We start from the raw sequence: 21,144 nt of genomic DNA on the forward strand, positions 1-21,144 counted from the left end.
GGGGAACATTTCAATGCTAGGACAATTAGCGAAACAACAACCGACAACTGACGAGACCATCCTGAGCGTCAAGGGACTTGAGGTGAACTTCGACGGATTCAAAGCCTTGCGAAATCTAGATTTCTCGTTAAAGTCTGGCGAACTCCGTTTTCTTATCGGCCCTAATGGTGCCGGTAAGACAACGCTGCTCGATGTCATTTGCGGCAAAGTAAAGCCGTCCCAAGGCCATGTCATTTTCAAAGAAACGATTGACCTCGCCAAGCACCAAGAGCACCAGATTGCCCAGCTAGGTATTGGACGTAAATTCCAAGCACCTACGGTTTTCTCTACCCTGACGGTTTTTGAGAATCTAGCACTTTCTATGAAGCAGCAGCGCGGCCTCCTCAGCGCGCTCTGGGCTAAAACAACTAGCGAACAAAGAGATCGCCTCCACCTCAGGCTTGGCATGATCGGCCTGCAGAGTAAGGCTAAAGAACGCGCAGGCTCCCTCTCCCATGGTGAGAAGCAGTGGCTCGAAATCGGCATGTTGCTGATGCAAGAGCCTGACTTGTTGCTGCTCGACGAGCCTGCTGCAGGCATGACCGACAGTGAAACAGAGAAAACCGGCGAGCTGCTTCATGAGATCGCAGAGAATCAAACGATTATTGTCGTAGAGCATGACATGGAATTCGTACGCCAATTCGCTAGAACGGTAACTGTACTTCATGAAGGAACCGTCCTTCGAGAAGGCACCATGCAAGACATACAGAATGATGATAAAGTAGCGGAAGTTTATCTCGGAAGGAGAGTTGAGCGCGGTGCTTAAACTACAGAATATAGAAGCCGGCTATGGCGAAAGCATGGTTATTCGTAACGTCAACCTCGAAGTAAGACCCGGTCAGATCGTTTGCCTAATGGGGCGCAACGGGGTTGGTAAATCAACACTGATGAAGAGTATTATGGGTCTTATTAAGCCAAGATCAGGCCATATCCATTACTTGGACAATGACATAACTTCCACTTCGCCAGATCGCCGCGCGAAGTCTGGTATCGGCTATGTGCCACAAGGCCGGGAAATATTTCCCCAACTTTCTGTCGAGGAAAATCTCATGTTAGGCCTCGAGGCCGCGGCTGATCGCCGCAAGAAATTGCCTGAAACACTCTTCGATACGTTTCCGGTCCTTCACCAAATGCTTCATCGCAAAGGTGGCGACCTCAGTGGCGGTCAGCAGCAGCAGCTAGCCATCGCACGAGCGTTAGCTTCAGGACCTAAGCTATTGTTGTTGGATGAACCCATGGAAGGGATACAGCCATCTATCGTCATGGAGATCGAGGCGATCATTGAAACGATTAAGCGCAATCGAGAAATTGCGGTGCTCCTAGTCGAACAAAGCTTAGAATTTGCTACAAGTATTGCGGATTACTACTATGTTCTCGACCGCGGCACCATTGCCGCCGAAGGGAAAGCGGAGCATTTAAGCGAAGATCTTGTCCGAAAGCATTTGACCGTATGATTGTTTTATTGCCTTATCACCTTACCCCCAAGAAGCTGGCTAACTTAACCTGAGTACCGAGGGTTTAAGTTACGAACAGCTTCTTTTTTTCTCGTTTGAAAATAAAGTTAAAACTGGACGTCACAAAATGGATAGGATAACATGTCATATAGATAGGATCTATTATTGCGGAGGGCATAGCGAGCACCTAGCCTTTTAAAGGAAAAGGAGGGGAACCTGTATGTCTAAAATTTTAATTATTGAAGACGATGTAAGTATCGGTGAAATGATGTCCATTTACTTATACGAAGATGGCTATGAAGTGAAACGTGCGGAGAATGGCAGACAAGGTGAAGCCTTATTTCGAGAATTTCAGCCTGATATGATTATTCTTGACCTCATGCTTCCCGATATGGATGGGATACACTTATGTACGACGATTCGTCATACCTCGAACATTCCAATTCTAATGGTATCTGCCAAGAACGAAGTTTCAGATCGTGTAAAGGGGCTTCAGACGGGTGCTGACGACTATTTGTGCAAACCGTTTTCGATGAGAGAGCTATCCGCCAGAATTCAAGCCTTACTTCGACGTTCCAGCACCTTTTCACCACTGGCTCCATCGCCTGCCGATGTACTTAATCAACAAGGGATACAATTGGATTTCGAGAAACGCTGTCTCTACGTTGACGGCAAGAATATTGAAACAACCTTCTCCGAATTCGAAATCATGAAGCTTTTCTGGCAGAATCAAGGTAGGGTTTACAGTCGAGAAGAGTTGTTAAACCGTGTTCGCGGCTTTGATTCCCAAGTAACGGAACGTGCAATCGATGTGCATATCGCCAACCTTCGCAAAAAAGTTGAAGATGATCCTAAAGAACCCAAGCACATCAAGACTGTGTGGGGTGTCGGCTATAAATTTCTATTCACATAAGCTCCTTCGGGAGCTTTTTTGTTTTGTGAAATCCTTTCAAATTCGTCACCAAATAGGCACTAGCACAATATGATGATTATGGAAAATGACCTTTTCGATCGTTAAAACACATTAAATGAAGGAAGCTTTCATATCGAAAGCTCAAGGAGGAAATTATCATCATGTTGAATAACCCTTACAAAATAGGTAATCAAGCAATGCCGCAAATGCAATACGGCAATCCCTATCCGGCATACCCTGTACCAACTACCATTACGAATAAAATTGTTCCCCAAACTCCAGCGGGATCCGTTCTCACACCACCAGGGAGTGGATTACAAACAGGCGTTAATATCCCTGGCCTTCCAGTGGAAGAGTCGTATATCGAGAATATCCTGCGTTTGAACCTCGGTAAAATGGCCACCATCTACATGACATATGAAAATAACTCCGAGTGGAACGCCAAGATTTTCAAAGGAAGATTGGAAGCTGCAGGTCGTGATCATATCATCATCAGCGATCCTGTAACTGGCATGCGTTTCCTATTACTTATGGTGAACTTGGATTACATTACATTTGATGAAGAACTCAATTACAGCTATCCCTTCCGTGGCGGATCCATATCCAGATAATAGCTGAAACACATACGAAAACCGTTGCCCGAATAGAGCAGCGGTTTTTTGTTTTACGAAAATGTTGTTGTTGAGAAATGCCACATATGCAGTTTAGTTATACCGCCTTGAATCCAAAGCTCCCAATCCCCATGCTGACCTTCACGCATCCGTTCAACATTCAAACGATCCTTTTTCATACTTAGATAATCCTCATACGTAACATCATGCCAAATTTCTACATAAAGTCCTTCTTGATCTGTTCCTTCCAATAGCTCCAAACGCCCTTCCCGCCGCTGAACCTCTTGCATATAGATGAGAAATGAGGCCCGATATTCCGATTTTATGGCATACTCTACAAAAACTTTAGACATTTTTAGATCTCCTTCTGATTTATTTTTTACTCTAAAATGGTAAACTAAGAGGAAGATGTTAAATAACCCTTCACTTTGCAGACAAACTATGTACAGAAAAACTTAGGAGGAAAACCAGTTGGATACAGGCACTCATCTCGTCATTGGCTTAGGTTTAGCAGGCCTCTCGCAAATTGACCCGAGCATTTCTGCAAATACTGCAGCAACGACGGCTGTTTTTATTGGAACTGTCGTCGGTTCTCAGATTCCTGATATTGATGGACTTCTCCGTTTCAAGGGAAATGCCGTCTATATTCGTAATCACCGTGGTCGCTCACATTCCTTGCCAGCCCTTCCCTTATGGACGTTACTGATTACTGGTGCTCTTGCGCCATTTTTCCATGGTATTTCCTTCTTACATCTGGCCATGTGGATCGGCATCGCCGTTTGTGTGCATGTGTTCACCGACTGTTTCAATACCTATGGCACACAAGCCATTCGACCGTTTTCGGAAAAATGGGTATCTTGGAACATCATTCACATCTTCGATCCATTTATTTTCACAAGTCACATTGCCGCAATCTTCATGTGGTCCTTCGATCTCGCTAGGCCACAGTTGATTTTCCCAACCTTGTACGGCTTACTCGCGCTTTATTACATTTGGCGAACCTTAGACCACGCAATTATCGAAAAAGGTCTCTATCGCAAAGATGCAACCTATCAACCCGGTGACAAATATACGCTTATTGTAACATTCAATCTCTACGTCTGGAATGTCGTCAAAGAGTGCGCCGATGGTACCTATCAATTAGGCGAGCTCAAGAATGGCAAGCTCAAGTGGCTGGACACAATTACTTGCACAGAGCACCCCGCTATCGAGGTTTCCAAGCATCACGAGGATATTCAATCGCTCCTCTATTTCTCCTCTTTCACCTCTGCAGAGGTCAAAGAACATCGATGGGGCTATGAAGTCAGATGGGCAGATGTCCGCTATCGTCATCGTAAGCAATATCCATTCGTCGGTGTCATCCTGATGGATCATAACTTCCAAACCCTTGATTCTTATGTTGGATGGGTGAACGATACCAAGCTTGGAAAGAAACTGAAGGTTGATCTTTACTGAAAGTTCATGAACTGAGATCCAACATCGAACGAGGCCCATGCGCAAGTTGCCTGGGTCTTTTTCATTGCAGATCTTTCGATTACGCACCAAAAGCCCAGGAGCTATTTAGGCTCCTGAGCTTTATTATTACATATTTCGGGTATGCTAGTACGGAGACTCTAAGTTAACGGTAGTTAGACCCAGATTGTCCCGCGAGCGATTGCTCAGCAATTTGTACCAAGCGACGAGTAATCGCACCACCAATAGAACCAGTATCACGGGTTGCCATGTTGCCATAGTAACCATCTTGAGGGATTTGAATGCCCAGTTCTTGAGCTACCTCATATTTCAATTGATCTAAAGCTTGATTGGCTTGCGGAACGACTAGTGTGTTACTGCTACGAGATTGTGCCATCAGGATCGTACTCCTTTCAGTCAGCTATAATCTTTGATGTATTTGCAAGCTTGCAAAGATAGTATGTGAAGGAAATGAATTTATATGCACAGCGTTAAAAAAAGTTTAAAATAAGATCATAGCCATAACTTCTAGAAAGTAGGTCACACCTATGAGTAAACCACTCGCACTCCTATTCGCAGTTGTTGGTACACTGCTGCTCGCTTCTATCTCCCTTTTCATTGCTCTTCGTGAGCCTTGGATGGTACTCCTCTTCACTCTTATATCGTTAGGATTTATCGGTTACGGTTTCGCCGTGAAGGCTAAGATGCGTCGTAAAAATACACCTAGCGAGTAAATTAAAAAAGCTCAAAATCCCCGACTTTAGGGATTTTGAGCTTTTTTTGATTGTAGAGGTTATCTTTATCGAACAATAAAGCCCATATGTTTCTTCACTTCAAGCAGCGTTTGATTAGCAACTTCTGCAGCTTCATCCGCACCTTTTTTCAAAATATCAAAAATTTCTCCCGAACTGCGAATCTCACGATAGCGTTGCTGAATTGGCTCCAAAACAGAAACAATATGTTCAGCAAGCTCCTTTTTGAACGGACCATACCCCTGCCCTTCGTATCTAGCCTCAATCTCAGCCAGACTCATATCCGCAAAGTGTGAGTAAATCGACATCAAATTGCTTACCTCTGGTTTGTTCTGAGGATCATACTTAACTTCTCGCCCAGAATCCGTGACGGCACGGCTAAGTTTCTTACGGATCACATCTGGCTCATCCAGCATCGCAATGTAACTACCGGCATTCGGGTTGCTCTTACTCATTTTTTTAGAAGCATCATCTAATGACATAATTCTTGCGCCAACTTCTGGCATGTAGGGTTGTGGCATGACAAACATTTCGCCAAAACGGTTATTAAAACGGTTCGCCAAATCGCGCGTCAGCTCCAAATGCTGCTTCTGATCGTCGCCAACAGGAATTAAATCTGCGTTATACAGCAAAATATCGGCTGCCATTAGCGATGGATAGGTGAACAACCCTGCACCCACTGATTCCTTGCCTTCTGACTTATCTTTAAATTGTGTCATGCGCTCCAGCTCGCCCATATGGGTTAGCGTCGTCATAATCCAGCCCAGCTCCGCATGTGCGTGAACGTGGGACTGTAGGAAGACAGATGCCTTATTCGGGTCTAGACCCGAAGCAATGTACAGCGAAGCGATAGACTCGGTTTGTTCGCGGAGCGCCGCAGGATCTTGCGGCACTGTGATTGCGTGCATATCAACCACCATGAAATAGCAACGGTGGAGCTCCTGCAGCTTCACAAAGTTGCGTAGTGCACCAATATAATTACCAATCGTCAGCTGACCGCTGGATTGCATGCCTGATAATACACGTTTCATCTTAAAAACCTCCTATGATTTTCACTTCTTCTCATTCGTATCGGTAAAAAAGACAACAAAAAAGCCTCCCTCCGCAAGGGACGAGAGACCGTGGTACCACCCTAATTTGTTTACCTACATAACCAAAGTTATGCGCATGTAAACCTTCAGGCTCTGATAACGGAGAGCTACCGTTTAGCATAGTTAACTGTGGTTTTAATCCGGCCTAGGTTCCGGTGATTCTACACAGCGTTCAGCTTCAAGCTCAAGGATCCATTCGGTTTGCTTGTTTCACCGGTTCGCACCAACCACCGGCTCTCTGAGAAACGAAAAAGACAAACGTACTTGTTCCTATCATCGCAATTGATTTTCTATTATTATACACCCTTAAAGATCAATGTCAATCGAGGACATTGTCCTAGATAGCCTAGCATGTACATAGGATAGATACATACCAATCCTTGCGGCAAAGGGGTGTCAATGCATTGTCCTCAACTCTATACCGATGGAGCCTTCCTGTTTCCACGGTGATTTGCGTGTTTCTCTTGTTTCTAATCGTGACAACAAGACAACTCCCCCCACTGGGGATGATCATGGATCCAATCAGCCAAGTGTTTATGGCTTTTCTGGACATCTTCCTAGACGCCCTTCCCTTCATGATTCTCGGCGTGCTGCTGTCTACGATCGTAGAAAACTTCATTCCTGAGGGTGTCATTCAGCGCATGACACCTAAACACCCTCTTGGGGGTGTGTTATTTGCCTGTGTGCTAGGCATTATGTTCCCCCTTTGTGAGTGTGGCATGATCCCTTTCGTCCGCAAACTGATGCGCAAAGGGATGCCCGTCTACATCGCCGTCATTTTCATTCTAGTCGGTCCCATCCTTAACCCCATCGTTTTCGCTTCCACGTGGATGGCTTTCCGAGGCGACCCAGCCATGGCCTACTCACGCATGGGGCTCACTTTTGGCGTTGCGCTTTTCATTGGCTTCCTGCTCACGCGTTTCCTAAAAAGCAATCCATTGCGCCATCCGATTGAGCCTGCTGCAAGCAAGACACATGCTCATGCTCACCATCATGATCATAGCCATGATCATGACCACAAGCACGAGCATAACCATGTGCATCATCATGATCACGGACACCAACATGATCACCATGGTCACAACCACGCTCACGGTGATAGTCGCGTCATGACGATGGTCAGTCACGGCTCCTCCGAGCTATTCGAGATGAGTAAATACTTGATGCTTGGTGCCTTGTTGACAGCACTGATACAAACATTCGTGGCACAAGACAGCCTGAGCGCCATCGGCCAAGGCGCCTTCATCTCTCATGTGTTTATGATGGGCTTCGCCTACCTGCTCTCCTTATGCTCAACGACAGACGCTTTCGTAGCTGCCTCCTTCGCCAAATCCTTCTCACCAGGCTCTCTGCTCGCTTTCCTAGTCTTCGGCCCTATGATCGATGTGAAGAGCACCTTGATGATGCTATCGATCTTCAAGGCGCGTTTCGTCCTCTCATTATCGATCGTGGTAGGGATAACAGTTTTGAGCGGATCGCTTCTGTTTATGCATTTTTTCCTGGCTTGAATGGGTTCATGCCTAAGTTACGCGGTACGTGGAGTGTCATGAGAACCGAATCTATGACCACTATCCCTTTCGCTCAGGTTGTCGTTCTCCGTGTGCTGATCTGAGCTTAGGGGATAGTGATAGTAGTATATCTTTTGAACATGCATCCACTAGTGCAAAAAAAAGCCCTACCGATCAAGTCGGATAGGGCTTTTATCTTATAAAAATTAGATTTTCAAAATAGCGCCAGCACTTGCGTTAGTTACCATTTTGGTATAACGAGCTAGGTAACCAGAAGTAATCTTCTGTTGGAACCCTGTCCATGACTCGCGACGTTTTGCAAACTCTTCATCGCTGATTTGCAATTCGATTTTGCGTCCATCCATGTCTACGTCGATGATGTCGCCATCATGTACGAAAGCAAGTGGTCCACCTTCAGCAGCTTCTGGGGACATATGCCCAAGTGAGATCCCGCGGGATGCTCCGGAGAAACGTCCGTCTGTGATCAAAGCTACTTTCGCGCCAAGACCCATACCTACGATTTGCGACGTTGGTGCCAACATTTCTGGCATACCAGGTCCACCTTTTGGTCCTTCATAACGAATGACAACAACGTGTCCTTCTTTTACTTTACCATTTGCGATACCATACAATGCTTCGTCTTGAGAGTCAAAGCAAATCGCTGGGCCTACGTGACGTCCACCAACGGACTTATCAACAGCTCCAACTTTTACGATACTGCCTTCAGGAGCTAGGTTACCGAACAGTACTGCCAAACCACCGCGCTCACTATGTGGGTTCGTAAGTGGACGAATAACGTCAAAGTTCTGAATTTCACGTCCAGCCACGTTCTCGCGAAGTGTTTGTGCCGTAACGGATAGACAGTCACCGTTGAAAGCACCTGGTTTTTTGAGCAACTCATTAATTACCGCACTCACACCGCCTGCCAAATGCACATCTTCAATGTGGTAATCGGAAGCTGGTGCAATTTTCGCAAGGTGAGGAACGCGCTCTGCTACTTCGTTAATACGAGCGATCGGATACTCGATCCCCGCTTCTGCCGCGATTGCCAATGTGTGAAGAACTGTATTCGTAGAACCACCCATTGCCATATCCAAAGCAAATGCATTATCAATCGCATCAATCGTTACGATATCGCGCGGCTTGATGTCTTTCTCGATAAGAACCATCAGTTGTTTTGCACAATCCTTAACGAATTGTTTACGCTCTTCAGCAACAGCAAGAATTGTACCGTTACCTGGCATAGCCAATCCAAGACCTTCAGCAAGACAGTTCATTGAGTTCGCTGTGAACATACCTGAGCATGATCCACAAGTTGGACAACCGTATTGTTCAAGCTCTTCCAGACCCGCTTCATCCAATTTGCCCGCTTGGAAAGCACCAACGCCTTCAAATACGGAAGAAAGGGAAATGGATTTTCCATTTTTATCTTTACCAGCTTTCATCGGTCCACCACTTACTAACATCGTTGGGATGTTAACACGGAGTGCACCCATGATCATACCTGGTGTAATTTTGTCACAGTTAGGAATACACACCATACCATCAAACCAGTGCGCGTTTACTACCGTTTCCAAGGAATCCGCAATAATTTCACGGCTTGGCAAGGAATAACGCATACCGATATGACCCATAGCAATACCATCATCAACGCCGATTGTATTGAACTCAAATGGAACGCCGCCTGCTTCACGAATGGCTTCTTTTACGATTTTACCAAACTCTTGCAAATGAACATGTCCAGGAATAATGTCTATATAGGAGTTACAAACCGCGATGAACGGCTTGCCGAAATCTTCTTCTTTAACGCCGGCTGCACGCAGCAAGCTGCGGTGTGGTGCGCGGTCAAAACCTTTTTTAATCATGTCACTGCGCTGTTTTTGTTGTGCCATACTTGATTCCTCCTAGAATTCATATCTGTTATGAAAACAATGAAACTATCATACCACACTTCTCGTAATATTTCTCCCTTTAGTGTGATAACGCATCAAAGTAAGTCTAATTCAGCTTGCCAGCAACTCGCAAACAAGATTCATCCACTTACTTCCTGCCAAAATCCGCTTTGATCTCGCCCCATTTTTTTGTATCCCACTTGGCGATTTTATTCGTGTACGTATTCGTATGCAGCCATTTCAATGCGCGATCCACTAATGTCCAAATTTCTTCCGTTGATACATCCCGAACTAAATTAGTCGATACTTCTTTCTTGCGAATCCAACTCAGTGCAGTCACCGAATCCGTATAAATGGTTTGTTTACTTCCCTTTTTCTTTAAGTAGGCTAGTCCATGTACGATGGCAAGAAACTCCCCTAGATTATTCGTCCCCTTCGAAATCGGTCCTTGATAGAATATGATTTCTCCAGTCCGCGTATCTACTCCCTTGTACTCCACAATTCCTGGATTTCCTGAGCAGCCTACGTCCACAGAAATACTATCATAATCAACCTCAGGTGCAGACTCCGGAGTTGCTGACTTTTTACCCGCAGCTTGAGTTCCAGTCCCTTTAGCAGCAAAATTAAGCGACTTTTGCCAGCCCTTCTCAAGTGCTTGGCGGGCTTCATTTTCAGACTCATAAGACTTGAATTTCGCTTGTGGATAGCCATTGGTCTGGGCTTGGCATTCGGCCCATGAACGGTAAACACCTGGCTTGTGCCCTACCCAAACCACATAAAATTTCACTGATGACGCCATATCATTCACTCCGTAATTTAAGATGTAATTGTGCGACAAGCTCTTCGACGACCTTCACTGTATCCTGGAAATAAGGCCGGTAATCCAACTCAGCTACAAATTTCAGATACGTCTCGCCAATGTCAACAAGTTGCTGACGGTATTCACGAGTAGGAATGACATGCGTCTCGAGTTCGCGGTACGTTCCATTCGTTCGCTCTTCTACAGACGAAAGCTCCAGCTGCTCCGCTGCCAAATGGCGTACAACGAAGGAGAAACCTCTGCACTCCGGGTCCCCACAGCCACAGACGAAGAACGGCATCCGCTCCCACTGATCAGCAGGGGCATAACGGTTCGGTGCGGTATCATGCAATGCGCTGTACAACAAAGCAGGCAGTCCAACATCAATGCATAAAGGTTCTTCAATAATTAGGCTATCTTCCACAGACATGTGAACGTCCGCCTGAATAATTTGTAAATCTTTATCTAATGACCAGCCCTTAATCGCTAGTTCAAACATGCTTTCTCCCCGCTTTCCCTACGACATTCTTTCATTATAACAAAGACGAAACATTCCTGCTTTTGAGCTTTTAAAAAAAGGCTAAAATTTCCAAAAAAATAATGAGTAATATTAACAAAACTGTTCATACTACCTATTACTGGAGGTGATATCAGATGGCTACAGGACAATCTCGCAGCAGTAACTCCTTAGTAGTTCCTCAAGCTTCATCAGCACTAGACCAATTGAAGTATGAAGTTGCTCAAGAATTGGGCATCCAAATTCCTCAAGATGGCTACTACGGCTACATGACGTCTTATGACACAGGTTCTATCGGAGGCAGCATCACTCGTCGTCTCGTTCAAATTGCTGAGCAACAACTTGCTGGTACAAGCAATAAATTCAGCAGATAATTTCGATCCAAAATACTTAAGCAACAAAAGGGCCTTCATCCGGGTAGATACTCGGTGAAAGCCCTTTTTTACATTATTTAATGTCGTAGATTTTGTACAAATCATCCAACATGATGTTAGCCGATCTCACTCCGCCGCCTGTGTTCCAAGTTGCATCGTTTACTTTGACCAATTTATTTTCTTTGACTACTTTCAAGTTTTTCCAAAGTGGATCATTCATCCACTCTTGCTCTTGTTTATTCCCTTTGCCATCACCGATTTCATACGTAAAGTAGAATACGCGATCAGCGGCATCCAACTCTGTTAAACGTTCCTTCGTAATATCCTCAAAGGATTTCTCAGCACTCTTCGCATCCGAACGAGCGAAACCAAGCTGTTTGAAAACTACACCCGAGAACATATCATCATAGTAGTATCTTGTTTTACCGCCCATAAACCGGACAACAGCAATTTTTTCTTTCAGCTTGTCGCCTGCTTTGGTTTTGAAATCATTAATTCGTTTATCGTAGTCGGAAATTACTTTATCGCCTTCAGCTTTTTTATTCAAAGCATCTGCATATAGACTGAAGTTGTTTTTCCATTCACCGCGCAGTGTTTCAGAGAACACCGTTGGTGCGATGGCTTTCAATTGCTCGTACACTTTCTCTTGGCGAAGCTTATTACCAATAATTAGATCAGGTTTAAGTGAAGCGATGACTTCCAAATTCGGTTGTCCTTCAACGCCGACTGTTGTAACACCTTGCATGTCCGCTTTGAAATGGTCAAACCAAGGATTCCCATAAAAAGACTCAACAGCCCCAACTGGTTTAATTCCTAGTGCAAGTAATGCTTCCGTTCCTTCATTCGTTAAGATGACAACACGTTTTGGATTAGAAGGTACTGCTGTTTCTCCCATAGCGTGCTTAATTGTACGAGGAGCATCTGACTTCGCAGTTTCTTGCGGCGCTGCAGAAGCAGAGGATGTTTGCGTATCTGCTTTTCCCCCACATGCCGTTACGATCATACTAAATACAAAGAGACATGCAAGCAAAGCCCACGCTCTTCCAATTTTGCGACGATTTGTACTAAACATAATAAATTTGTTCCCCCTTGGTGAATTTATCGTGATAACGATTCTCATTCTCTAGCACATACTACTAGAATCGGGTCTCATTTGTCAACACTCGTGATAATGATTCTCATATTCATTGACTTCAAGTACGGTTATCTTTAAAATAAATGAAGCAAGAAAGGTACAATGAAAGGTAGAAAGAAAGAGGGTAACCATCCATCATGCATGCCACAACGACGACAGAACGTCTCTCTCGTATTTATAAGAGCATAGGTTTACTGGCTGCAGCCTGTGTGCTCATGGCATTAATGCTCAGCAGTGTCCGATTTGGCCTCAAAACGTATTCCTGGGATCAAATCCTTACTTCCTTTGATCCTTCTGACAAACCCACGAATGAATCTATTATCATTCAGACTGTACGAATCCCTAGAGCATTAATTGCTGCACTCGTTGGTGGCAGTTTGGCAGTAGCCGGTGCCCTCATGCAAGCGATGACTCGAAATCCACTCGCTTCGCCGAGTATTTTCGGAATTAATTCAGGAGCTGCGTTTGCGATTGTTATCGCTGTTAGCTTTTTCAACACATCTAGTCTAACGCAATTTACATGGATTGCTTTTTTCGGTGCTGCCGTAAGTGCTACATTGGTCTATGGGCTTGGATCGCTAGGACGCGACGGCTTAACACCCATGAAAATTACACTCGCCGGTGCAGCGATGACAGCATTTTTCGCTTCACTCACCCAAGGGATTCTTCTAGGTAATGGCAAAGCTTTTGAGCAAGTTTTGTACTGGCTTGTTGGTTCCGTAGAAGGACGTACAATGGCCATGCTGCAGTCCGTATACCCGTATATGCTGCTTGCTTGGATCGGCGCCATCGTGTTATCACCTCATATTAATGTTTTATCGATGGGTGACGACATTGCCAAAGGGCTTGGACAACAAACGGTGTACATAAAAGTAATCACTGCAATTATAATTGTCATTCTTGCTGGCGGTTCCGTCGCTGTTGCGGGTCCTATTGTTTTCGTCGGACTCATGATTCCTCATATCGTCCGTTTCCTGGTAGGCATTGATTATCGATGGGTCATTCCATATTGCGCCGTGCTTGGAGGTATCCTTTTGGTAAGCGCAGATATTGGTGCTCGATTTATTATTATGCCGAAGGAAGTTCATGTCGGCGTTATGACAGCAATTCTAGGCGTTCCGTTCTTTATTTATATTGCGCGCAAAGGGGGACTCTTGAAATGAGTACTTCCAAGCGTGATGTGACAATCCGAAGCCAAAGTTACTCTTTTTTAATAAGCAAAAAAGCCATCATCATCACTCTATCTCTATTCATTGCCGTCATCCTCATGATGATTATAAGTACAGGTGTCGGCAGTATTTCAATTAAGCCTTTGAATGTTGTAAAAGCCGTATTCGGATATGGAACTGATTCAAGTAACATGATTGTGCGAACTTTGCGTCTTCCACGTGTCATCATGGCCGTTCTAATCGGTGCATCGTTAGGCGTCGCTGGTGCGATTCTGCAAGGGATCGTCCGCAATCCGCTAACCTCACCGGATACGATTGGCACAACAGGCGGGGCATCGCTTGGTGCTGTTTCGTTTTTCTTCTTTTTCTCAGACAAACTCAGCATCCATTGGCTTCCAGTCGCCGCCATTCTAGGTGCATTCGCTGCAACCTTGCTAGTGTACTTTTTCTCATGGAAAAATGGCATAACTCCGCTGCGACTCGTACTTATTGGTACGGGGCTTACAGCTGCGATGAGTGCAATCTCCTATCTCTTAATGCTTACAGGCCCTATTGTTCTTGCTCAGCAGTCACTTACTTTCATGACGGGCAGCATTTACGGTGTATCGTGGACCAAAGCCGTCTATCCCTTGTTACCCTGGGTTATTGTTTTAATCCCGGTCATCTTCATCTGTGCGCGGCATATTACCGTTCAATCCCTAGGCGAGGATATCGCAATGAGTGTCGGTAGCCGGGTTCAACGTCAAAGATTTCTGTTAATTATGCTCAGTGTTGCCTTGTCGGGAGCTGCTGTTGCATTTGGCGGAGCCATCGGGTTTATCGGGCTTATGGCCCCGCATATTTCACGTAAACTAGTCGGTCCTAGCTTCGGCTCTTTGATACCTGTCTCTGCACTAACTGGCTCCCTACTGTTATTGCTTGCTGACTTAGCGGGTCGTTTCCTATTCAAACCGCTCGACATTCCAGCAGGTGTTTTCACGGCAGCAATCGGCGCCCCTATTTTCATTTATGTCCTATATCGAAGTAGAAATCGCGGTTAAGCCGCCATGTCTACGACAAAGGAGAACATGTTCATGACAACCTTAGACCCAGCTCTCGAAGCCCAATCGCTTCGCTTGACATATGGAGAAACAACCATTTTTCAAAGCTTAGATGTACAAATTCCCAAGGGGAAAATAACTGTTTTTATCGGTAGCAATGGCTGTGGGAAATCAACTCTGCTGCGCTCGCTGGCCAGACTAATGAAACCGACCTCGGGGAGCATCTTATTGAACAGCCATGAGATCGCTAAGCTGTCTACGAAAGAGGTCGCTAGACGGATGGCCATCCTGCCTCAAGGGCCTACAGCACCAGAAGGCCTCACCGTCAGACAACTCGTCAAACAAGGACGATATCCATATCAAAGCTGGCTGCAGCAATGGAGTGAAGAGGATGAGAACAAGGTCATGAAGGCTCTAGAACTTACCGATATGTTAGAGGTTGCCGATCGCACCGTAGATTCACTCTCTGGTGGACAACGCCAGCGCGCATGGATTGCAATGACCTTAGCTCAGGACACACCTACCTTGCTCCTAGATGAGCCAACCACCTATCTAGATCTTACCCATCAGATTGAGGTACTGGACTTATTATTCGAGCTAAATGAGAGAGAACAACGCACAATTGTCATGGTCCTTCATGACATTAATCTAGCTTGTCGCTATGCTCACCACATTGTCAGCATCAAAAAAGGCGCTATTTATGCCGAAGGCAAGCCAGAGGACATTGTCAATGCTTCCTTGTTGCGAGAAGTATTTGATATGGATTGTCAGGTGACCACCGATCCGATCTTCGGGACACCGATGTGCATTCCGTATGGCAAGGGTCGCATCCTGCTAACGAAAGAACCCCAATCACAATTGTGATAGGGGTTCTTCTTTTATTTCGGTATAAGTGCTAAATCGTTCTTGCATAAGCAGCCATATTATAATTGCTTTCTAAACTTACACTAACGGAAATGACATTTCTTCTTACCGCGAAGTCGAACAAAATTTCCCCGTGCGTCCAGCTCTTCTTACGCTTCAATGATTCTATCGCCATTTGACGGAAAGATTGAAATTGTAACTCCGTCAGCCCCACGTTATCAGCTGCTGACAATGCACCTTCTGTACCTTCAAACGGCAGGTGTTTAATTCCAAATTTACCAATCTCGTTGTTCCGAATATGAACAAAAACAGTGCCGGAGTTCATATGCGAAAGCTCTTCTTTGATCTTACGAAATACCAGATCAATTTGTCTCGCAAGTGTAAAATGATCCATTTTTGTGCTTTCACTCCTTATATTACTTTAATTTGTAATTTATGTTAATTTATTGTGACTGTAGCCCTATTATACTCAGTGAATTTACAGAATTCAACAGTTTATTTACAATATTTTAATAATTCAGTAAATTCTTTATATTCAGTTAATATAAATGTCAATTTTCTTGTAAATACCGAACGATTCTTGTCGAAAAACTGTAGAATGTTTCCATGTTCAGTGATATAATTTTCGAATACACCTAATAATTTTCTCCATATGTTAACAAATTTTGCAGAGGAGTCGGTCGGATTGGAACAAATCTCATCCTTATCGTTTAGAAAGAAACTACAACTTGGTTGTTTTGCACTAATTGGTTTAAACTCGCTTTTCATGTTAATTGTAACTTTCGCCTCAGACTGGAACCGCTTACTTGGCATTATTTTCCTGGTAATCATTCTAGCAGGAAGTTTTCCGTTCATTCGTTGGTTTGAAGCTCAACTGACAGAGCCCATTGCAGATATCTCCCGCATTGCGCTTAACATCTCCAAAGGTGATTTTTCCCAAAAAGTTGCTATCACAAGTGACGACTCGCTAGGTCAACTAGGTCAATCTTTTAACAAAATGATTGACAAGCTTCGCGATATTTTACGTGATACAGGGACTATTTCGAAGCAGGTTTTCCAGACAAGCCGTGATATTTATGTAAAAAATGAAAGCTTCCGCACTGTTCTTGAACAAGTGAGTATTTCGGCCCATGAGCTGGCAGCAGGTGCGGGACAAATTTCCGAAGAGATTTCAGGCGTTTCCATCACATCCAAAGATATTGAAGTGAAAATCGTCAATTATGCTGGATCTGCCCAAGAAATGAAACACCGTTCGGATCAAATGATGACCCTCGTTGAAAAAGGACGCACATCGGTTGAGAGCCAAGGCGTCGGCATGAAACGAAATGTAGAAGTAACTAGACAGGTTTCCGATACAATTGATATGCTTGCACGCCAAGCAGCTGGTATTACAAATGTAACTCGTTCCATTTCTGAGATTGCTGAACAAACGAACCTCTTGTCCCTTAACGCATCCATTGAGGCAGCTAGAGCTGGTGAACATGGACGTGGCTTTGCCATCGTAGCTCAAGAAGTGCGTAAGCTCGCTGAAGAATCTACGTCCCTAACGCGCGAAGTATTCGGCTTCGTTAAGAGCATTGAACAAGGGATTCAAGATGCGATTCGCAGCATTCAAGTGAACGAAGATGTCGTTAAAAAGCAAACCGTCTTGATCGACCAAACCGAAATTGTATTTGCTGAGATTGTTGGCAGCGTTGGCTTTATCTCGGAAGAGATCACACGCTTCGCTGAAGAAAGCGATAGCATGCTTCAAAGCTCCGGACAAATTGCTGCTGCCATGGAAAACATTTCAGCCATTACAGAAGAATCCGCGGCTGGTACGCAAGAAGTGTCCGCTTCGATGAATGAGCAAATTTCAACCGTGCAGGGCATCGTTACACAAGCGGAAGAGATGACGCGGGTAGTGACCCAACTGCAGCAGACGATTCAGATATTTAAACTTTAATACATAAACGAAACAGCCCCTCGAGACCTTCTCCGAGGGGCTGTTTTTCTATGCAAATAGCCTAAACGCGAACTTTCGATTCCGTTAGTTCCATGAATTGCTTCACGTCTTGCGCTGCCATATCGACGGCACTTTGCCAGAAATCTGGCTCTGTCAGATCCACGCCGAGATGTTTTTTCGCAAGCTCTTCTACATTCATGCTGCCCGTGTCTCTAAGCAGTGAGATGTACTTGTCTTCGAAGGACGCGCCTTCCTGCACAGCTCTTGCGTAAATGCCTGCAGAGAACATGTATCCGAAGGTATACGGGAAATTGTAGAACGGCACATCCGTCGCATAGAAGTGTAGCTTAGCTGCCCAGAAATGCGGATGATAGCTGCTCAAAGCATCTTTGTAAGCGAGCTTTTGAGCATCGACCATGAGCTCATTAAGGCGCTCCACACTAACTAAGCCTTGACTGCGTTCCGCGTAGAAGTTCGTCTCAAAAATAAACCGCGCATGAATGTTCATGAAGAACGCGATAGCCCGCTGGATTTTATCCTCGAGCAGAACAATGCGCTCCTCATCTGTCGACGCACTCTTCACGACAGCATCCGCTACGATCATCTCAGCAAAGGTAGATGCGGTTTCTGCCACGTTCATCGCATACTCTTGCGCCAGAGCCGGCATATCCGTCATCACATGCTGATGATAGCCGTGCCCAAGCTCGTGAGCGAGCGTAGAGACGTTGTTCAGCGTTCCGCCGTACGTCATGAAGATACGTGTCTCACCCGCTAGCGGGAATGACGTACAGAAGCCGCCAGGGCGCTTACCAGGACGGTCTTCTGCTTCGATCCAGCGCTTCTCGAAAGCTTCCGCAGAGAAGGCAGCAAGCTTCGGACTAAATTGCTTGAACTGATCACTGATCAGACTCGCACCCTCGTCATAGGAAATCTTCTTGGATGAATCGCCAAGCGGTGCATCCACGTCAACCCATGCGAGCTTGTCAACCCCAAGCAGCTTCGCTTTTCGATTGAGATATTCCACGAAAAGACCTTTATTACGGTCAATGACATCCCACATCACGTTCAATGTTTTTTCTTCCATCCGATTGATCGCTAGCGGTTCTTTATGTATGCTTTTCCAGCCTCTTGCCTTATAAACCTGAAGACGGAAGCCAGCCAAGTGATTCAATGCTTCTGCGCAGTATTCCTCTTTAGCTGTCCAAGCTTGTTCCCATTTTTCAAATAGGTCTAGACGTTCTTCGCGATTCTCCGTATGCAACTTATTAAAGGCTTGACCTGCTGATAATTCAACTTGTTTGCCGTCAACTTCAACCGCCATGCTGAATTGACCTACGGTCGAATTGTACAAATCGCTCCACCCATGATAGCCGTCTACGGCCAAATCATTAATTAACGCCTCTTGTTCGGGCGGGAGTTTTTCTTTAGCTAGTGAGCGACGTTCATCCAACGAAAAGGCGATAGCTTGAAAAGGCTCTTGTTGCAGTATCGCTCCCCAGACCTGATCTGGCACACCTGTCAGAATCTGATCAAAATGTGTGAGGGACGATAAATGCTCGGCATATAAGCTTTTCACTTGTCCACTTAGCACAGGTGCTTTTTTGTCCTTCTGATTATCCGCCTGCAAGCAACCCACGAAGGAATCAGCCTCATGAATATGCATCACATTGTGCTGAAGCAATTCAATCAATTGTGCTAGTTGCGCTGTGTCCTCCACGCTTTGCGGGGAAGCTGTATGACGTACTTGCTCTTGAAAAGATGCAATCGATTCCTGAAGCTTCTTCAGGTGTGCAGCGAATGCAGGAGAGTCACTTCCTCCAGGGAAAAATGTTTCAAGATTCCATGTTTGATTAAGAGGTAATGTTAACAATGCGATCACCTATCCTTTCCACTTTTAATTAAATCATATCCGTTCGCCATTCGCCAACTATCCGCATCTTCCTCATTGCTTCTCTTCAAAAAGTATGATTCAATTATGTATAGTTCCTTCGGACTAAATCGGAACAGGATGGGTGATTTCTTAATAATGAAACCGTTGCAAATTTCTCCTGAAACAGCTGTGAAGTTAGCGGAACAGCTTAAAGTACCTTTAGAACATCTCATGCATATGCCACAACATATTCTCCTGCAGAAACTAGCTGAGCTCGCGAAAAGTTCTTCTTCCGACAAGAGCGAAACGGAAACGAAGTAACCCTTGATACCTTTTGCCAATACGTGGCCTTACGACATCATCATGAAGGACGTTTACGTGGCCCAATGTCCATTCTGTTTGAGCTCAAATGTCTTATTGCCGCTCAAAATTCATGAACTCACCTCTATACACGAAGGTAAGAAGAAACTCCTTGTGTTCCCTTGCTGTCATAACAAATTGACACTTGTGGATACAGATCGAGATTATTTATTAGCGGACACCGCGGTACGAAACAAACATAATTCGTAGTTCATTGCAAGGAGCAAACGAACCTTTATGAATGAGTATCTCATTCCTTTGACAAGCGCATGTACCTTAGTGACCTTAAATTATTTGGCGTTAAAAGTTCATAGCAAAATGCTAATTGATTCACACGAACATCTATTTGCATCGTTGCTTACAGGTTTGGCCAGCATCATCATGATGCTGGTTCCTCTTCCGGAGACATTTGGATTAATTGATCTTCGTTCATTACCCATCTTCATGGCCGGATTGCGATATGGATTACCTGTTGCTCTCTTTTCAACCTTACTGCCTGCAGGTACTAGTCTCATCGTATCTGACAATCAAGCCTGGTTTATCATCGCACAAGACCTCATTGCCCCAGCCTTCATTAGCTCCTTTTTTCATAACAAAGAGTACCGCAACGGCTTCTTGGACATTCCTATTCGATTAGCGCTCCAAATATGTGCATTCGTTTTCATTCTTCGTCTAGTTACACATAGCTTCCTGACAAGCAGTTTCTCTTGGTCATATACCCTTGATCAATTATTCATGTTTGCGATTACATCTGCCACCCTCTTCATGATCATCATTATGGTGAACGACGAGAATAACAATTGGCGACTGCAACGAAAGCTTGAATTACAAGCGAATCAAGATGGTTTAACCAAGCTGCCCAATTTAAGAAGCTTTATGCCCATTGCACAGCGTGCACTACATAAGCGGAAAATCTCCATCATGATGATTGATCTTGATAACTTCAAGTTATACAACGATCGATTCGGGCATTTGGAAGGCGATCAACTCCTTCAGGAAGTAAGTTCTGTTCTGCATCATCTGATTGATGAGCAAGATTATTTAGCCAGATATGGGGGAGAAGAATTTATTCTGCTCTGTACAGAAACCGATCCTACCCGTGTCCTTAGCTACGGCCAAACCTTATGTACCTCAATTGCCGAATTGTTTCTACATAAAAAGAATGGACTGGAAGCTGCACCGATCTCGATCTCGATTGGAATTTCAACATCAGCATCTTCGCACATGGATCTTAGAACGCTTATTTCAGAAGCTGATCACGCGCTCTATCAGTCCAAGCATACCGGCAAGAACCGGCCCACCCTTTATCAACATCCCCAAGTCATTGTACAAAAAATGAACGCTTAACCATTCGGTTGA

Annotated in this window: 24 protein-coding genes and 1 other annotated feature; of the genes, 15 read left to right on the top strand and 9 right to left on the bottom strand. The window is 44.8% G+C overall.

All coding sequences use genetic code 11. The annotated features are described in order from the left end of the window. Positions 1-13: 13 nt before the first annotated feature. The 4 genes from urtD to gerQ all read left to right on the top strand — a co-directional run bounded on the left by urtD (position 14) and on the right by gerQ (position 3,017). Positions 14-805 (top strand): urea ABC transporter ATP-binding protein UrtD, encoded by a 792-nt coding sequence (gene urtD, locus AC58QM_RS29010; protein ID WP_497288275.1) that lies wholly within the window; start codon positions 14-16, stop codon positions 803-805. Beyond that, complete coding sequence (gene urtE, locus AC58QM_RS29015; RefSeq protein ID WP_497288276.1) at positions 798-1,493, top strand: urea ABC transporter ATP-binding subunit UrtE; 696 nt, start codon at positions 798-800, stop codon at positions 1,491-1,493. Before urtD ends, urtE begins: the two co-directional genes overlap by 8 nt. Positions 1,494-1,713: 220 nt before the next feature. Further along, a complete protein-coding gene (locus AC58QM_RS29020) occupies positions 1,714-2,406 on the top strand; it encodes a response regulator transcription factor (protein WP_497288277.1) in 693 nt (230 codons plus the stop codon). Positions 2,407-2,567: 161 nt separating this feature from the next. Further along, positions 2,568-3,017 carry a spore coat protein GerQ gene (gene gerQ, locus AC58QM_RS29025; protein WP_497288278.1) on the top strand — a complete coding sequence of 150 codons (450 nt, stop codon included), beginning with the start codon at positions 2,568-2,570 and terminating at the stop codon, positions 3,015-3,017. Positions 3,018-3,070: 53 nt separating this feature from the next. Here the strand turns inward: gerQ and AC58QM_RS29030 are convergent, their stop codons facing one another. Beyond that, positions 3,071-3,370, bottom strand: a complete 300-nt coding sequence (locus AC58QM_RS29030) for a hypothetical protein (RefSeq protein ID WP_497288279.1) — start codon at positions 3,368-3,370, stop codon at positions 3,071-3,073. Positions 3,371-3,488: 118 nt separating this feature from the next. Between AC58QM_RS29030 and AC58QM_RS29035 the strand changes: the two genes are divergently transcribed. After that, on the top strand, positions 3,489-4,472 hold the full coding sequence (locus AC58QM_RS29035) for a metal-dependent hydrolase (protein WP_497288280.1): 984 nt from the start codon (positions 3,489-3,491) through the stop codon (positions 4,470-4,472). Positions 4,473-4,635: 163 nt separating this feature from the next. Here the strand turns inward: AC58QM_RS29035 and AC58QM_RS29040 are convergent, their stop codons facing one another. Then, entirely contained in the window at positions 4,636-4,866 is a 231-nt protein-coding gene (locus AC58QM_RS29040) for an alpha/beta-type small acid-soluble spore protein (RefSeq protein WP_397341622.1), read from the bottom strand. Between the two features lie 151 nt (positions 4,867-5,017). Here AC58QM_RS29040 and AC58QM_RS29045 point away from each other — a divergent pair, with 151 nt between their 5' ends. Beyond that, positions 5,018-5,203, top strand: a complete 186-nt coding sequence (locus AC58QM_RS29045) for a DUF5325 family protein (RefSeq protein ID WP_310501531.1) — start codon at positions 5,018-5,020, stop codon at positions 5,201-5,203. Between the two features lie 65 nt (positions 5,204-5,268). Here AC58QM_RS29045 and trpS read toward each other — a convergent pair whose 3' ends face one another. Then, positions 5,269-6,252 carry a tryptophan--tRNA ligase gene (gene trpS / locus AC58QM_RS29050; protein WP_497288281.1) on the bottom strand — a complete coding sequence of 328 codons (984 nt, stop codon included), beginning with the start codon at positions 6,250-6,252 and terminating at the stop codon, positions 5,269-5,271. 73 nt (positions 6,253-6,325) lie between these two features. Then, positions 6,326-6,598 (bottom strand) — a binding site (T-box leader). Positions 6,599-6,824: 226 nt separating this feature from the next. Between trpS and AC58QM_RS29055 the strand changes: the two genes are divergently transcribed. Then, complete coding sequence (locus AC58QM_RS29055) at positions 6,825-7,820, top strand: permease (RefSeq protein ID WP_497288282.1); 996 nt, start codon at positions 6,825-6,827, stop codon at positions 7,818-7,820. A gap of 206 nt (positions 7,821-8,026) precedes the next feature. Here AC58QM_RS29055 and ilvD read toward each other — a convergent pair whose 3' ends face one another. The 3 genes from ilvD to AC58QM_RS29070 all read right to left on the bottom strand — a co-directional run bounded on the left by ilvD (position 8,027) and on the right by AC58QM_RS29070 (position 11,010). Next, entirely contained in the window at positions 8,027-9,712 is a 1,686-nt protein-coding gene (gene ilvD / locus AC58QM_RS29060; RefSeq protein ID WP_497288283.1) for a dihydroxy-acid dehydratase, read from the bottom strand. A 148-nt stretch (positions 9,713-9,860) separates the two neighbouring features. After that, complete coding sequence (rnhA, locus tag AC58QM_RS29065) at positions 9,861-10,511, bottom strand: ribonuclease H (RefSeq protein WP_497288284.1); 651 nt, start codon at positions 10,509-10,511, stop codon at positions 9,861-9,863. A 1-nt stretch (position 10,512) separates the two neighbouring features. Beyond that, positions 10,513-11,010 (bottom strand): hypothetical protein, encoded by a 498-nt coding sequence (locus tag AC58QM_RS29070; protein WP_497288285.1) that lies wholly within the window; start codon positions 11,008-11,010, stop codon positions 10,513-10,515. A 155-nt stretch (positions 11,011-11,165) separates the two neighbouring features. Here AC58QM_RS29070 and AC58QM_RS29075 point away from each other — a divergent pair, with 155 nt between their 5' ends. Further along, positions 11,166-11,402 carry an alpha/beta-type small acid-soluble spore protein gene (locus tag AC58QM_RS29075; protein WP_056613391.1) on the top strand — a complete coding sequence of 79 codons (237 nt, stop codon included), beginning with the start codon at positions 11,166-11,168 and terminating at the stop codon, positions 11,400-11,402. A gap of 73 nt (positions 11,403-11,475) precedes the next feature. Here the strand turns inward: AC58QM_RS29075 and AC58QM_RS29080 are convergent, their stop codons facing one another. Next, positions 11,476-12,474: an ABC transporter substrate-binding protein gene (locus AC58QM_RS29080; RefSeq protein ID WP_497288286.1), complete on the bottom strand. Its 999-nt coding sequence runs from the start codon at positions 12,472-12,474 to the stop codon at positions 11,476-11,478. A 200-nt stretch (positions 12,475-12,674) separates the two neighbouring features. Between AC58QM_RS29080 and AC58QM_RS29085 the strand changes: the two genes are divergently transcribed. Genes AC58QM_RS29085 through AC58QM_RS29095 form a run of 3 tightly spaced genes read left to right on the top strand, consistent with a single transcriptional unit; the run spans position 12,675 to position 15,610 of the window. After that, entirely contained in the window at positions 12,675-13,700 is a 1,026-nt protein-coding gene (locus AC58QM_RS29085; RefSeq protein WP_497288287.1) for a FecCD family ABC transporter permease, read from the top strand. Continuing rightward, positions 13,697-14,746, top strand: a complete 1,050-nt coding sequence (locus AC58QM_RS29090; protein WP_497288288.1) for a FecCD family ABC transporter permease — start codon at positions 13,697-13,699, stop codon at positions 14,744-14,746. Before AC58QM_RS29085 ends, AC58QM_RS29090 begins: the two co-directional genes overlap by 4 nt. 33 nt (positions 14,747-14,779) lie before the next feature. Then, entirely contained in the window at positions 14,780-15,610 is an 831-nt protein-coding gene (locus tag AC58QM_RS29095; RefSeq protein WP_497288289.1) for an ABC transporter ATP-binding protein, read from the top strand. A gap of 31 nt (positions 15,611-15,641) precedes the next feature. Here AC58QM_RS29095 and AC58QM_RS29100 read toward each other — a convergent pair whose 3' ends face one another. After that, entirely contained in the window at positions 15,642-16,004 is a 363-nt protein-coding gene (locus tag AC58QM_RS29100) for an O-methyltransferase (RefSeq protein WP_497288290.1), read from the bottom strand. A 291-nt stretch (positions 16,005-16,295) separates the two neighbouring features. Here AC58QM_RS29100 and AC58QM_RS29105 point away from each other — a divergent pair, with 291 nt between their 5' ends. Then, positions 16,296-17,555 (top strand): methyl-accepting chemotaxis protein, encoded by a 1,260-nt coding sequence (locus AC58QM_RS29105; RefSeq protein WP_497288291.1) that lies wholly within the window; start codon positions 16,296-16,298, stop codon positions 17,553-17,555. A 61-nt stretch (positions 17,556-17,616) separates the two neighbouring features. Here AC58QM_RS29105 and AC58QM_RS29110 read toward each other — a convergent pair whose 3' ends face one another. Next, complete coding sequence (locus AC58QM_RS29110; RefSeq protein ID WP_497288292.1) at positions 17,617-19,434, bottom strand: M3 family oligoendopeptidase; 1,818 nt, start codon at positions 19,432-19,434, stop codon at positions 17,617-17,619. Positions 19,435-19,581: 147 nt separating this feature from the next. On the opposite strand from AC58QM_RS29110, the gene AC58QM_RS29115 reads away from it, so the two are divergent. The 3 genes from AC58QM_RS29115 to AC58QM_RS29125 are packed head-to-tail and all read left to right on the top strand — an operon-like array spanning position 19,582 to position 21,132. Next, on the top strand, positions 19,582-19,746 hold the full coding sequence (locus AC58QM_RS29115) for a YycC family protein (protein WP_497288293.1): 165 nt from the start codon (positions 19,582-19,584) through the stop codon (positions 19,744-19,746). Positions 19,747-19,749: 3 nt separating this feature from the next. Continuing rightward, positions 19,750-19,995, top strand: coding sequence for a hypothetical protein (locus AC58QM_RS29120; protein ID WP_497288294.1), 246 nt, complete (start codon positions 19,750-19,752; stop codon positions 19,993-19,995). A 27-nt stretch (positions 19,996-20,022) separates the two neighbouring features. Then, on the top strand, positions 20,023-21,132 hold the full coding sequence (locus AC58QM_RS29125; protein WP_497288295.1) for a GGDEF domain-containing protein: 1,110 nt from the start codon (positions 20,023-20,025) through the stop codon (positions 21,130-21,132). Positions 21,133-21,144 lie beyond the last annotated feature (12 nt).

The organism is Paenibacillus sp. J22P165, from assembly GCF_059692015.1.